The organism is Arthrospira sp. PCC 9901, from assembly GCF_059013425.1.
Window position 1 is genome coordinate 3,660,068 of record NZ_CP102296.1, and the last position, 14,668, is coordinate 3,674,735.

Here is a 14,668-nt window from a genome sequence, read left to right on the forward strand (position 1 = left end):
AGCAGTGTCGAATTGATCAGGTCTTTTGTCCCCCTTGAAAGTCATTCATGGAAGTCGGAACTACCCATAGCAAGACCAACTCTGAAGAATGCTTACAGCTTTTGCTGTTTGTCGATGGTCGCCCTAGCTCCAGAGAGCAAGTCCAACAAATATGTGAATATCTCGAAGTCCTTAAATCTGAGGACAGATTTGATTTGCAAATTATTGATGTGGGAGAGCAACCCTATCTAGCCGAACACTTTAAGTTAGTTGCGACCCCGGCTTTGGTCAAAATTCACCCCTCACCCCGACATATTCTAGCGGGTACTGATATTGTTAAGCAGCTTAATGAATTTTGGCTACGGTGGCAGCAATCTCTTGAACAGTATCGCAGTCAGCAGCCATTTGAGGTGAACGGTTCAGTTAAAAATTATCGCTCTGTTGCTGACCTGAACTATATTGCTGAACTGATCCGACTTAGTGATGAGGTGTTCCGCCTCAAGCAAGAAAAAGAACAATTGCAACAACAGGTAAGTTTTAAGGATCGCATTATTGAAATTTTGGCTCACGACCTCCGTAGCCCTTTGACCGCCGCCTCTCTGGCTTTGGAAACTTTGGAAAATAGCCAAATGGCTGGTGTGGCTAACTCTAAGAAATTTACACCGGCTCTCAAATCTCGCTTAATCCAACAAGCTCGTACTCAGATCCGTCAGATCGATAGGATGATTACTAATATATTAAGGGCTGCAACGGGTCAGAGTTCTCGGTTACAACTGCAACCTTTGCCATTGTCACTGTTGGCATTTTTTCACGAGATACTACCAGAGTTTCATGATCAGTTACAGGCCAAATCTCTGGAACTCAAAACTGATTTACCTACTGATACCCCTTCTGTCTATGCCGATCGCGAACGGATTCGTCAAGTTATTGTTAATTTGTTGGATAATGCGATTAAATATACCCCAGAGGGCGGAACTATTTGGGTGTCTGTCTTGCATCGCACTACCCAAAAAATACAGGTCAGTATTTGTGACAGTGGCCCTGGTATCCCTGAAGAAAATCGCGATCGCATTTTTCAGGAGCACTTCCGTCTCGAACGCGATGAGTCCCAGGATGGTTATGGTATTGGTTTATCTCTCTGTCAGAGAATTATCCATGCTCACTATGGTCAGATTTGGGTCAGTTCCACCTCTTCCACCGGCGGTAGCTGTTTTCACTTTACCCTACCTGTCTATGAAACTTACCCTAGCTTTTAAGTGGAATTGTTGATTTTTTGTTCAATTTTAACCCGAAAATTCCCGATTTGGGGGGTTGACAGGGGCGGGGATTGGCGGTATAATATTGACAATACACTGAATAATTGAATATTGGCAAAAATAAAAAAAGTGCAACCATCCAATTATATAAAAATAGTACCGCAACCCGTGCCAAAAAGCTACCCCTCCCCCAAAAAAAGCAAAAATTTTAACATTTCTTAATTTTCCGTTACAAAACTTAACAATGTAGCTGTCGGAGAGCGGTAATAATCTTCTGATTAGCTTGAGGAAAGGAAAACTGATCAATTTCTGCCAAAGTGACCCAGCGAATTTCTTGGCATTCTAGTGTTTGAGGTACTCCGTAGAGATGAGTGCAGTTATAGACCTCAAGTGTAATCCGAAAATCGCTATAGGAATGTTCAACAGTGATCAGATGGTCTTGGACAGCGATCGCAATACCAATTTCCTCATAAATTTCGCGTCGGATACAATCTTGGATAGTTTCACCGGGTTCAATTTTACCACCAGGAAACTCCCAAAGTCCGCCTATAGCACCTTGAGGAAGACGTTTATCAATCAAAATCTGTCCGTCATCGTTCCAGATCACAGCAACACCAATAGACTTATGGGGAAAAGCAGATAATAGTTGAGACATGAGAGATGGAGTGATAGTGAAAACAACTGGGGAAATGGTTGATTTCCCCAGAGTAGAATCAAAAGAAGTAGATTATTAACTAGCTAGGTAATCATTAACATCCTGCTTACGCTTACGAAGTTTAGTCAAAGCCTCCCGTTCAATCTGTCGGACTCGTTCACGACTGATATTAAGGCGATCGCCAATTTTAGCGAGAGTTAAAGTCTGTCCATCATCCAAACCAAAGCGCAGAGCTAAAACCTGTCGTTGCTGGTCAGTAAGATCAGTCATCAAAGATTCTAAATCTGATCGCAAAGAAGAATTAAGAGCAAACTCATCAGGGGAGTTGCTGGTATCTTCCAAAAGGTCAACCAATTCGGTATCCTGATTATCACCAACCCGCAGGTCCAGAGATAAAGGAAGACGTGATTTTTCGAGATACTCACGAATTTGCTTAGGAGTGAGATCCAACTCAGCAGCCAATTCATTCATAGTAGCTGCTCGGCCTAACTGTTGTGCAAGTTGACGCTGTGCCTTTTTGATTTTATTAAGTTTTTCTGTGATATGAATGGGCAAGCGAATAGTACGGCCTTTTTCAGCGATCGCGCGGGTAATTGCTTGTCGAATCCACCAATAGGCATAGGTAGAGAACCGATAACCCTTAGTAGGATCGAACTTTTCGACTCCGCGCTGCATCCCGATAGTACCTTCCTGAATGAGATCGAGCAGATCCACATTGCGCTTGATATACTTTTTGGCCACAGAGACCACCAGACGCAGATTAGCTTCTACCATCTTACGCTTGGCTAATTGACCCTGATGCAAGATATGTTGCAATTGTGCCACAGACAAGTTAACTAATTCGGCCCATTGAGCCTCAGTAGGTTCATAGCCTAATTGTTTAGCCAACTCATTGCGTTTTTCCTGCAATAAAGTTGCCTGTTGTACCTGTTTACCATAGACAATTTCTTGTTCATGGGTCAGCAGAGGAACACGACCAATTTCTCGCAGGTAGGCCCGCACCGAATCTGTGTCCGAGGTTTTAGCAGTTTTCATGGCATCTCCCCGATAGCTCTGACAAATTAAGCCCATAACTTGAACTGGAAATAAAAGCGACGGGCAATCACGCTTTTCTCCGATGTAGCAGCCAGGCACTTTTATTAGCCCAGCCTTGATCAACGCCAAGGCGTTTACATTACTCAACGTTATGTTACGAATGTTAACATTTATGAGACCAAATGACCATCCTTTTTTCGATTGAATTTTTCTAATTTGGCAAATCAATTGTTTTGAGGGTAGCCCGTAATCAATCCGGCAATTGCATCATGGAAAACAAAATCGGCTCAAGATCAGATAATTTTAGCCCCCTCGCCATATTCGTCCCAGGGAGTAGTCAGCCACAAGCTGCATTGTTTCTAAGTTCGATAGTGAGGTATCGTCAGAAGTGACCAATAATTTTGAGTTTAAAGCCCCACCCTATAGAGGTGGCCAGCAATGAAATCTCAGTCAACTGGGTCTGTCTGTAAGGTGCGTCAGTTGTTGATTTTTTTCGGTTTTCCGGTTATTTTTCTCAATCTGACGCACCCTACCAATCCTAATCATCCCCGTCTCCATGAAGCGCGGGGAATGTCAATATGCCGTTATCACTTCCTCCCCTTATGACCTACTGTCTCGGTATAATTACCTCCTCCGGCTTTGTAATGGCCGCCGACTCCCGCACCAACGCAGGAGTTGATTACATTTCTACCTATCGCAAACTATTTGATTTTTCTAATCCTGGGGAAAGAGTGATTTTACTCTCTACCGCCGGAAATCTATCTATCACCCAGGGAATTATCAGCACCCTGGATAAAGACCTCAAATTTAACGACAATCAAAATCTCCATAACCTCGAATCCATGTATGATGTGGCTCGTTATGTGGGTGGTCAACTGCGGCGAATGCAAGAATTTGATGAAGCCTGGCTCAAAAAGCATAGCATTGATGCTAGTTGCACCTTACTGTTAGCTGGTCAGATTAAAGGTCAAGACCCCGCCCTATTCCTGATCTATAATCAAGGCAACTTCATCCATGCCACCAAGGACACCCCCTTCCTACAAATTGGAGAGACCAAATATGGTAAACCCATTTTAGATCGTACCCTCAGTTTTGATACCCAATTAGAGGCGGCGGCTAAATGCGCCCTTTTGTCTATTGACTCTACCATGAAGTCTAATATCTCTGTGGGTCCCCCTATCAATCTGGCTATGTATGAACGAGATACTTTTGTAATTGATAACTGGCTGCGTCTGCGTCTCGGAGACCCCTACCTAGCCAAAATTCGTAAAATGTGGGAAGACTCCCTTAAACAGGCTTTTGAACACATTCCCAGTATCAACTGGCAACACCGGGAAGATCAATCCTCTGAGGATATTCTGATTGACTAAGTTGGGAACAATATCCCTCAGACAAGGTAAACCTCACCCCAGGCTTACCTTGTCGATATCACTCAATCTATCTGATCCATCATCAAACCCTTAACCGATGACTAGATATATTATTAATCGCCTATTAACTGCTATCCCTACTTTGATAGCTATCAGTGTTGTATTATTTCTAGTCTTGGCATTAGCCCCCGGCGACCCTATGGGAGAGTTCGCCTCTAACCCTTCTATTACGGCGGAAGTTCGCGAAAATATTAGGCGATCGCTTGGTTTAGATCAACCGATACTGATTCGGTATTTTAAGTGGGCTTGGTCATTTTTACAAGGGGATATGGGCTACTCTTTTACCAGCCTAGTTCCTGTCAGTGAGCTAATTAGCCAACGACTACCAACCACCATCTGGATAGCTGGTTCTGCGTATATCTTAGCAGTCATTATCGCTTTTCCCTTGGGTATCATTTCCGCCATCAAGCGCTATTCACTATTTGACCAAGTAGCTACTACCTTCGCTTTTTTGGGATTCTCACTACCCCCCTTTTTTACGGGTCTGTTATTTATTATCATCTTTAGTGTGAATCTCAACTGGTTGCCGTTTATATATAATAGTAACCTACAGGTCACTAATTTATCTACATTATGGCAACAGATTCAACAGTCAATCATGCCAATTTCTGTATTAGCATTATTTCAGTCAGCCGTGTTAATGCGATTTATTAGGTCGGCTATCTTGGAGGAGTTAAACCGCGATTATGTCCGGACCGCACACGCTAAAGGATTACCTGATTTTCAGGTGATTAACTTTCATATCTTACGCAATGCTTTAATTCCTGTTATCACTTTAATGGCCTTAAATATCCCGGAAATTTTTACGGGCGCATTGGTTACAGAACAGGTGTTTAGAGTCCCCGGAATTGGCGCGCTTTTGGTCAATTCTATTTATCGTAGTGATACCCCAGTCGTCATGGGTATTACCTTTGTTTATGCGGTTTTGGTCGTGTTTTTTAACCTCATTGCTGATATACTCTATGGATTTTTAGACCCTCGAGTTCAGTATAAATAGTCCCGGATGATTGTTAAGTTATGTTAAGTTGTGTTAAGAATTGTTGCGAAAATTTTTTTTGGTGGGGGTTGGTGGCTTTTTGGCTTGACTTGTGATATCATTTTAGATAATGGGAATAGTTGCAAAATTTTTATTTATGTTAATACTCGATTATGTAACGAATATGTCAATATACTATCATTAGCTCCCGGCACTTGTCAACCCTCAGCCATGATCTGGATGAACAATTTTTTTTTAATTGACGAAAACATCAACTTGATAAGATCAAATCAAGATTAATCAATGAATGGGCCCAAAATCCAACAAAAATCAAAGGTGATATGAATAATGATGTGTTGAAAACCCGCAGTGTATTGTTAGATATATGGGTGAGATTTCGTCGGGATAAAATGGCGGTAATTGGTAGCTGTGTGTTGCTACTGATTATAGTGTCTATTGTGTTGGGTCCGATGATTTATACGACACCAGCGGATCGGATTGATTTTGGTAATTCTGTGTTACCTCCTAGTTGGAATCATCCCTTTGGTACTAATGATTTAGGACAAGACCAATTAGCGAGGATTCTGAGGGGTGGACGCATTTCTTTAGCGGTGGGTTTGGCGGCGATGTTAGTGGCGATCGCTTTAGGAACTGCTGTAGGTGCGATCGCCGGATTTTATGGAGGGATTTTAGATAGTGTATTAATGCGATTCACGGATTTATTTTTAGCTTTACCGCAACTGCCGATTTTATTATTAGTAATTTACCTATTTCGGGAACCCATGAGAGCGATCGCCGGTTCAGAAGCGGGAATTTTCATCTTAATTGTATTAGTAGTCGGGGGACTTAATTGGATGTCTGTAGCGCGGTTGGTGAGGGCAAGTTTTTTGTCAACGAGAGAGATGGATTTTGTGATAGCAGCTAAGGCGATCGGGGCTAAACCTCACCGTTTAATTTTAGTTCATATTCTCCCGAATGTTCTGACTCCGATTATTGTCGCAGCGACCCTATCAGTAGGAACAGCAATTATCACGGAATCAACCCTAAGTTTTCTAGGGTTAGGATTTCCCCCGGATATTCCCACCTGGGGAAGGATGTTATATGATGCCCAAAACTACATAGAAACAGCCCCCCACATGGTTATATTCCCTGGTGCAGCTATTTTTTTAACAGTGATTAGTATCAACTATATTGGCGATGGATTACGAGATGCACTCGACCCCAAATCTCAGCTTTAATCCTGATAATTGGCAGCCGGAAAGCGGCGTTTATGCCCAAATATCGGTAATTAGATAAAGGCAGCATTTCTAACTACAGCTTGTTCACCAGTCGCTTAATACATTGCCCTCACCCTAAATCTGGATCCCAGAGAGGGAGAGGGACTTTGAGAGGTGATCAGATGATTTCTGAACAGGCTGTAATTAATTTTTGACACCTTGTTCACCAGTCGCTTAATACATTGCCCTCACCCTAAATCTGGATCCCAGAGAGGGAGAGGGACTTTGAGAGGTGATCAGATGATTTCTGAACAGGCTGTAATTAATTTTTGGGGGTAATATCAGCAAATGAAACTGTGGGATAATCAGCGAGATATCAGCCATCCTGGTTCAGTGAATGATTTAGACAAACAAGTGATTATTGATACTGATGGTTTGGTCATATTGTATGGCAATTTTTTGACGTTGGCAGAAAGCGATCGCTTATTTGGGGAGTTGTATAAATCCATTAATTGGAGACAAGAACAGATTAAAATATTTGGGAAAATCAGACCCATACCGAGACTCACAGCTTGGTATGCAGATGAAGGTAAATCCTATACATATTCAGGGATCGAACATCATGCACAACCCTGGAACCCGACACTTAAATCAATCAAATCCCAGGTTGAAGATATAGCGGAAGTGACTTTTAATAGTGTTCTAATTAATCTGTATCGGGATGGAAAAGATAGTATGTCGTGGCATAGCGATGATGAACCCGAACTAGGGAAAAATCCGATAATCGCCTCAGTCAGCTTAGGGGGAACCCGTCGATTTTCTGGGAAGCACAAAATCAGCAAAGACCGGAAATTTAATATTGATTTAACCAGCGGTAGTTTGCTGTTAATGAAAGGGGAGACACAGCACTTTTGGCAACATCAAATCCCCAAAACTTCCCGGGTTGTGGAGCCGCGAATTAATTTAACTTTTAGAATGGTAAAATCATAGCGATTAAGATATTGGGGAGGCGATCGCCTTAACCCCCAGCCATCTCGCGCCCATCCCTCAGCTAGATTTGGGTGCTGATTTGGGCATGGGATATGAAAATTTAATTAAGAAATCCGGTTGCGGAGACTTGGGGGATATTTCGTGCTATAGTATTCGAGACAGTTTACCATTGAATATCATAGATAGATTGGCATGAACAAAAGCCAAGAAATACAGAGTATTATTGCCCAACGTCAACCTCTGGCCCAAAAGCTGGCAGACATCGAAACCGGTTTATCATCGCTGTATGGTTTGATTCAGAGTTGCGAACAAGAACGCGATCGCTCCTATTTGTCAAATGGCTAAACCAGTAATTTAGTCGCAGTGCGATCGCTAACTTAAAGGGGATTGGAAATAACACCCCTGTGTTCTAGCCTATCCAGTAAATCTACCCTTACTCCAATGAAAGCCTCCGAAACCAAGCTACTCGCCTTTATTAAGAAGTCACCGCAGTTCGCCATCCCGATTTACCAGCGTACCTACTCATGGACAGAAAAAGAATGTCGGGAGTTGTGGAGTGACATCCTGCGTACTGGCTCCAATAATGAAATCACTTCTCACTTTTTCGGTTCTATTGTCTATATTGAAAAAGGACTTTATCAAGTCTCTAGTCAGTCTCCCCTCCTAGTTATTGACGGACAGCAACGCCTAACCACAGTAACATTAATAATTGCAGCCCTGGCGAATGCCCTGGGGGACACTGAACCCGTGGAAGGGTTTTCCCCGCGCAAATTGCGAAACTATTATTTGCTTAATCCAGAAGAGGATGGAGAAAAACACTATAAGCTGATTCTCTCGCAAACTGATAAATCTTCATTGATTGCCATTCTCGACCAAGACCAGCAGCCCAAAGACTCTTCTATCCGGGTCACACAAAATTTCAGTCTATTTGAGTCACTCATTAAGGAGTCTCAAAACCATCTGGAGACTATCTGTAAAGGATTAGCGAAATTACTGGTGGTAGATGTTGCCCTGAGCCGTGAACAGGACAATCCCCAACTGATTTTTGAGAGTATGAACTCCACGGGTCGTGAGTTAACCCAAGCAGACTTAATCCGTAATTACATTCTGATGGGACTTGAACCCGAACTTCAAACCAGGCTTTATGAGAAGTATTGGCGACTTATGGAAGTGGAGTTTGGACAGGAGGCTTATGGAGAACAATTCGATAGTTTTATTCGCCATTTTTTGACGGTAAAAACTGGTAGTATTCCTAAGCAAAGTGCCGTGTATGAAAAGTTTAAAACTTATTCAAGAGAGCCACAAGTTGATCAAGCGGGTGTGGAGGCGTTGGTCAAGGATATTCATACCTTTGCTCGGTACTACTGTGCGATGGCTTTGGGTTATGAGCAGAACCCGGAACTTAAACTAGCCTTTCAAGACCTGCAAGAATTAAGGGTAGATGTAACTTACCCATTCCTCTTAGAGCTGTATCATGATTATGCTTCAGGTGAGTTGCCTATAACAGATTTTTTGCAAGCGGTTAGACTGGTGGAATCTTATGTTTTTCGCCGTGCGATTTGTGGTATTCCTGCTAATTCATTAAACAAAACTTTTGCTAACTTTACGAAAGCCATCAAAAAAGATCGCTATCTCGAAAGCATTCAGACTAATTTTCTGGTACTGCCGTCTTATCGACGGTTTCCTAATGATGATGAATTTAAGCGATCGCTGCAAACCAAAGACCTTTATAATGTTCGCCATTACAATTACTGGCTGCGACGGTTGGAAAATCACGATCGCAAAGAACGAGTAGCAGTAGATGAATACACCATTGAACATATTATGCCCCAGAATAAAAATCTTTCTCCTGCATGGAAGGATTCACTGGGTCCAGACTGGCAACGTATTCACAAAACTTATTTGCATACCCTGGGAAATCTAACCCTGACTGCATACAACTCGAAATATAGTGATAAATCCTTTCTTGAGAAGCGTGATATGGAAAAAGGCTTTAAAGAAAGTCCCTTGAAGTTGAATCAAGGGTTGGGACAGATTGAGCAGTGGGATGAAAATGCTATTCTCCAACGGGCAGAACGACTCTCTCAAATGGCGCTAGATGTTTGGATTGCGCCAAAATTAGAATATGATGTGCTTGATGGTGATTAACTTAACCCTCAGAAATCAGGTTACACGATACAAGATCACCCCTATAATTAATGATCCCAAGGGAATTGGCCGAGATGTATCGGGTTTGAGGCACTGGGCTAATGGGGATGTTGAACTTGCTCTAGCATCTCTTGAGGAATTACCCTATATTTTAGGGTTGGTGAGGCAATCCCTAGAAAAACAAATGGGAGAATTAGAGTAGATGATTTAAACTCAGTATACGGGGGATTTGGTATCGGATATCTGGCGTGCTGTTGATGAAAGGTGAAATGCAGAACCTTTGGCAATATCAAATCCTCAAAACTTCCCAAGTTGTGTAACCCCGAATTAATTGAACTTTTAGAATGGTAAAATCATAGCCATTAAGATATTGGGGAGGCGATCGCCTTAGTCCCAAACCATCTCGCGCCCATCTCTCAACTAGATTTAGGTGCTGATTTGGGCATGGGATATGAAAATTTAATTAAGAAATCCGGTTGCGGAGACTTGGGGGATATTTTGTGCTATAGTATCCCAGAAAGTTTACCATTGAATATCATAGATAGATTGGCATGAACAAAAGCCAAGAAATACAGAGTATTATTGCCCAACGTCAACCTCTGGCCCAAAAGCTGGCAGACATCGAAACCGGTTTATCATCGCTGTATGGTTTGATTCAGAGTTGCGAACAAGAACGCGATCGCCAGCTTGAATATTGGTCGGGGAATACGGCAACCCAGGAAAAACTCCGAAATCTGGATTTTGCCCAATTTGAGCAAATTGCCCGTTCTTCTCTCGCATCATTGCACCGACTCCAGGGCAGATTTTCCCGCCAAACCCTTAATATTGGGGTGATTGGGCGCATGGGACAAGGCAAAAGCACGTTGTTGCAGAGTTTAAGTGGGCTGACAAATGACGTGATTCCGGCAATGCAGGGGAAGGCTTGCACGGCAGCGCGTAGCACCATTTGTCATCAACCCGGAAATTCCACCACCGCCGAAATTCAATTTCACGATCGCGAGTCTTTTTTAAAAGAGGTGATTATTCCCTACTACGAGAAACTCGGATTGACCCCGGTGCCGCGTTCTTTTGAAGAGTTTGCCCATAGCGCGATTCCCACTTTACCCACTAAGGCGGATCAAACGGACATTAACATTTATAACCGCTTGAAAGACGATTATCATATCCATGCTAAGAAATATCAAGAATACTTGGGGAGGGGTTCTTTAACTGTTCAAGACGAGTCACAGATTTCTGATTATGTAGCCTCAAAATATAATCGGGACTATCAACTAACTAACCATCAATGTTTGGCGGTTAAGCACGTTAAAATCTCTTGTCCGTTTCCCCTGGATGAAATAGGGGCGATCGCTCTAGTAGATGTTCCCGGTTTAGGGGATTTCCGCTTAGGAGATGAGAGTTTAGTGATTGAAGCCCTCGCTCAAGAAGTGGATTTTATTCTGTTTATTCGCAAACCTTCCAAAGACAGGGCAAACTTCGAGCAGAATGATACACAATTATATGCTTTGGCGAATAAAGCCTTAAACGATTTGCCCTCTCGGTCTATATTGGTACTGAATGCGGATAGCAATGGGGAAAATCAGGAAAGTTGCCTTTCTCTGAAACGGGATATTGATTCTGAAACGGTGAAAATGCCCGTGTTAGATTGTGTGATTGCTGACTGTTCTTCCCAGGAAGAAGCAAATAACAAAGTGCTTCAGGCGGTTCTGGATAATCTGCGATCGAACGTGACGCAACTAGACCGGAATTATACCCAACAAAAAATCGCCGATTTGCAAGCCAGCCTCACCGAATTAAAGCAGCAATTGCAACTAGCCCAGGGAATCTTACCAGATATCGATGAAGATGAAATAGCCAATGAGTATGAGGATTTATTTGAGGACTTTTGGGAGAATATAACCAATGAAATGACCGATTTGCAAAAGGAACTGATTAAAACTCGCGAAGACCAAGATGAAAACCTAAAAACTCAAATTGAAACGGTACTGGAAGCCTGTCGGAAAGTGGAAATGCCGACGATTGAAGAAATAGAGAAACGTCGGAACCGACTGGAATCTTACGCCAGCACTTACAGTGAATATTTGATAGAAATGAGAACCAATCTATCGCTAAAATTCCTGGACATGGATAAAGGATTGAAAAAAACCATTGAACGCACCAAAAATAAAGTGGCTGCTGTTTTAGTGGAAAAATGCAATTTAGGTGGGCTGGCAAAAGTTAGTGGGGAAGAGTTTTTGGCGGAAGTTGCTAGTCAAATTCCGCCAGACTATACGGAACTGAAAAAAGGGTTTGAGATTCTCTCAGAATTTAATCTCTCTTATCGAGGATTAATTCAGCATCGGATTCGCTTGCAATTGGATCCGTTAACCCCGGATAAAACCGCAGGATTGAAAACAGAAGGTGTGAAGGCTCAAGATATTTTAGACCAGTTAAACGAACTGTATCAACAAACAATTTACAATTGTGAAGATGCTTTGAAGGGATTTTTATCTGAACCGAGCCAAGCCTCTTTTGCTATAGTAGAAGAGTTTGCCGATCGCGTTCTCCGAGCCAAAAGCGCCAAGAAGGAATGGAAACGATTTTTGCGCCGCAAGCGGGGTCAGATTTGGGAAGATTTTGATAACCTGCAAAAACAAAGTAATGCCAGTCAAAAATGGTCAAGACTTTTAGAGTCTGCTTATGGTCATATCGATGACTTAGAAGCATCCTTAAATAATTTGTAGAACCATCAAAAAACCAGAGTAACTTTGTGAGGATAGTCAATGACATCTGTTTGGAAAAACCCATTTCGCCAGGAACTACAAAAGCTAAATGTCACCATGCTGGGGCCGGGTGGTGTAGGTAAAACTAGCTTACTAGCAGCCATGTATGACCAGTTTGATAACGTCAGTCAGGATTTACAACTGCTGGCTGTAGGACAAAGTAAATTTGAGTTAGATACAAGACTCAAAGAACTTAAAAGTATGGTGGAATCCAGCAGTAGTATTAAAGTGCAAGATGGGGTTAGCGGAACGAAAAGTAAACCCCGATCATTTAAGTTTGAGTTTGGACAAACCGGAACTGCTCCAGTTTTAGAAATTAATTTCCAAGATTATCCAGGAGGATGGTTAGAAGAAGATGAACACAAAAACAAGGTGAAAGACTTGATTCGAGACTCGGTAGCGGTGTTGATTCCTATTAATACCCCCCCTTTAATGGAAAGGGAGGGAAAATACCATGAGAAGTTTAATCAGCCAACCCAATTAAATGATCTGTTCAAAAATATCTACAAGGATTTAGATTCACCCCGTCTGGTAATCCTGGCACCGGTCAAATGTGAAAAATACATTAAAAACCCCCCAGAGTTATTTAGAAAGGTGAGAGAGGGTTATCAGAAAATGCTGAATCAGTTTGCCAGTGAGAACTTATTGCCAAAAGTGGCGGTGGCGATTACGCCAGTACAAACCGTTGGCAGTGTAGTATTTTCACGATTTGAAGAAATTGATGAACAGCCAATTTTTTACTATCGAAAACCACAGCCAACCGACCCCTATCAGCCGCAAAATACGGAAGTTCCTTTACGGTATCTATTGCGGTTTTTGCTGAAATTACATCTGGATAGGAGACGGGCTTCTATATTCACCATAATTCCCGATTTTTTGGGTCAACAGGTGGGGCTGTCAAATAATGAGCGGCTGATCAATGCGGTGAGTCGCTTTGCGGAACCGAGAAACGATGAAGCGGAGATTGTTCAAGGAATAGAGTGGTTGAAACTATAAGAGGATTAAACATGGATACTTATGTACAAAGCCGTGGGATTTCTAAAGACTACTGCTGGTTAGATCAAAATCAAAGGAAAATTTCCGATCTGCCGGAGAATTTTAAGCGAATGCTAAAAATGGTGGATGGGGATTATTTTTCCCTGGTTATTTATCGTGCCAATGGTCAGTTATCTTTGTTGGTTACGGCGTTGAAATCGCAAAATCGCATCGATAACCAAACTCGCAAAATTTGTAATTCGGTTGTGTGGGCGGGCTGGGTTGGTCAAGATTCTGATGAAGCCATATTGCGATCGCTTGCGATTCAAGCATTAAATGGGGAGTTAGCGGCGAAAGTCGATCCAGCGGTTATTTCGGAAAATAATGAGCAAGGGTTTACGGTAAACTTCGACCTCTTAAAACCTAAGAATATTGGCGTTGTGTCCGTGCAAAATAACCCGGCTGATTCGGAGAAAATCGGCAACTTATCCGCCCTAAAAGATGAGCTAATTGGCGACCTGAAAAAATATGCTTTGCCGAAACATGACGGGATGTTAGTTGTAGTTGGCTCAACGGTCTCGAAATCCAGCCTTGAAGAAGAGCGAGTTTGGCGAGGTTTGTCGGATCAAATTTCTGATGATGGCTGGATAGACTTGCCTGGGGAGGATGATAAAAGTGACAACTTTCGCCGTCAATCTTCTTCTTCTAATCGTGATACTAATATACCTTCAAAATCCCAAAAACCGCAATCTGGAACTGATTCTACGCCTGCTTCGGGTTTACCGACACCTCCTCCGCCCTCTCGAAGAAATGATCAAAGAACTCCAGAAGATTCTCCCCTGAAAAAATGGATGCCGATTATTATCGCTTTTGTAATCGGTTCATTAATTGGGATAGTTGGACATTACCTATACTACACTAATATTCCCAATATGCAAAGAGAGACAATTGAACAAAATGACATAATAATTGATGGTCAGGAAAAAACAATTGACCAAAATAAAGGAAAAATTGATCAACAGAACGACACGATCGCCCAAAACGCAGAAACCATCAAAAATGAAGACAAACTCATCAAAGAAATGCTAGATTATCTAAATGAATTTACCCAAAAAGGTTCACCCTTAATAAAGCGTGCCGAGGAGTTTGTCGATAAAATTCAAAAATAAATAACCGCCAGACATTTAAGGGCGATCGCAGTAACTTTCGTTGCTCAGTTTAGGGTTGCTATATTCTCATGTTAAA

14 protein-coding genes are annotated in these 14,668 nt (G+C 42.2%); 12 read left to right on the forward strand and 2 right to left on the reverse strand.

Annotated elements, in window-relative coordinates; translation table 11 throughout:
* Positions 1 to 47 precede the first annotated feature (47 nt).
* Positions 48 to 1,235 carry a histidine kinase gene (locus tag NLZ44_RS16080; protein WP_493750454.1) on the forward strand — a complete coding sequence of 396 codons (1,188 nt, stop codon included), beginning with the start codon at positions 48 to 50 and terminating at the stop codon, positions 1,233 to 1,235.
* Positions 1,236 to 1,473: 238 nt separating this feature from the next.
* Here the strand turns inward: NLZ44_RS16080 and mutT are convergent, their stop codons facing one another.
* Both mutT and NLZ44_RS16090 read right to left on the reverse strand, forming a co-directional pair.
* Complete coding sequence (gene mutT / locus NLZ44_RS16085; protein WP_006622656.1) at positions 1,474 to 1,890, reverse strand: 8-oxo-dGTP diphosphatase MutT; 417 nt, start codon at positions 1,888 to 1,890, stop codon at positions 1,474 to 1,476.
* A gap of 75 nt (positions 1,891 to 1,965) precedes the next feature.
* Positions 1,966 to 2,925, reverse strand: coding sequence for an RNA polymerase sigma factor, RpoD/SigA family (locus NLZ44_RS16090; protein ID WP_048895481.1), 960 nt, complete (start codon positions 2,923 to 2,925; stop codon positions 1,966 to 1,968).
* 438 nt (positions 2,926 to 3,363) lie between these two features.
* Here NLZ44_RS16090 and NLZ44_RS16095 point away from each other — a divergent pair, with 438 nt between their 5' ends.
* The 11 genes from NLZ44_RS16095 to NLZ44_RS16145 all read left to right on the forward strand — a co-directional run bounded on the left by NLZ44_RS16095 (position 3,364) and on the right by NLZ44_RS16145 (position 14,592).
* Positions 3,364 to 3,531, forward strand: coding sequence for a hypothetical protein (locus NLZ44_RS16095; protein WP_158536327.1), 168 nt, complete (start codon positions 3,364 to 3,366; stop codon positions 3,529 to 3,531).
* Positions 3,528 to 4,295: a proteasome-type protease gene (locus tag NLZ44_RS16100; RefSeq protein ID WP_111891058.1), complete on the forward strand. Its 768-nt coding sequence runs from the start codon at positions 3,528 to 3,530 to the stop codon at positions 4,293 to 4,295. The genes NLZ44_RS16095 and NLZ44_RS16100 overlap by 4 nt, the downstream gene beginning before the upstream one ends.
* Positions 4,296 to 4,392: 97 nt before the next feature.
* Positions 4,393 to 5,352: an ABC transporter permease gene (locus tag NLZ44_RS16105; protein WP_493750455.1), complete on the forward strand. Its 960-nt coding sequence runs from the start codon at positions 4,393 to 4,395 to the stop codon at positions 5,350 to 5,352.
* A gap of 320 nt (positions 5,353 to 5,672) precedes the next feature.
* Positions 5,673 to 6,569, forward strand: a complete 897-nt coding sequence (locus tag NLZ44_RS16110) for an ABC transporter permease (protein WP_048895310.1) — start codon at positions 5,673 to 5,675, stop codon at positions 6,567 to 6,569.
* A gap of 327 nt (positions 6,570 to 6,896) precedes the next feature.
* Positions 6,897 to 7,538 (forward strand): alpha-ketoglutarate-dependent dioxygenase AlkB family protein, encoded by a 642-nt coding sequence (locus tag NLZ44_RS16115; RefSeq protein ID WP_493750456.1) that lies wholly within the window; start codon positions 6,897 to 6,899, stop codon positions 7,536 to 7,538.
* Between the two features lie 192 nt (positions 7,539 to 7,730).
* A complete protein-coding gene (locus NLZ44_RS16120; protein WP_493750457.1) occupies positions 7,731 to 7,883 on the forward strand; it encodes a hypothetical protein in 153 nt (50 codons plus the stop codon).
* Positions 7,884 to 7,979: 96 nt separating this feature from the next.
* Positions 7,980 to 9,686 (forward strand): DUF262 domain-containing protein, encoded by a 1,707-nt coding sequence (locus tag NLZ44_RS16125; protein ID WP_493750458.1) that lies wholly within the window; start codon positions 7,980 to 7,982, stop codon positions 9,684 to 9,686.
* Positions 9,676 to 9,888, forward strand: coding sequence for a hypothetical protein (locus NLZ44_RS16130; RefSeq protein ID WP_493750459.1), 213 nt, complete (start codon positions 9,676 to 9,678; stop codon positions 9,886 to 9,888). The genes NLZ44_RS16125 and NLZ44_RS16130 overlap by 11 nt, the downstream gene beginning before the upstream one ends.
* Before the next feature lie 349 nt (positions 9,889 to 10,237).
* Positions 10,238 to 12,409 (forward strand): dynamin family protein, encoded by a 2,172-nt coding sequence (locus NLZ44_RS16135; protein WP_493750460.1) that lies wholly within the window; start codon positions 10,238 to 10,240, stop codon positions 12,407 to 12,409.
* Positions 12,410 to 12,448: 39 nt separating this feature from the next.
* A complete protein-coding gene (locus NLZ44_RS16140) occupies positions 12,449 to 13,444 on the forward strand; it encodes a P-loop NTPase family protein (RefSeq protein ID WP_006669001.1) in 996 nt (331 codons plus the stop codon).
* A gap of 11 nt (positions 13,445 to 13,455) precedes the next feature.
* Positions 13,456 to 14,592, forward strand: coding sequence for a hypothetical protein (locus NLZ44_RS16145; protein ID WP_493750461.1), 1,137 nt, complete (start codon positions 13,456 to 13,458; stop codon positions 14,590 to 14,592).
* Positions 14,593 to 14,668 lie beyond the last annotated feature (76 nt).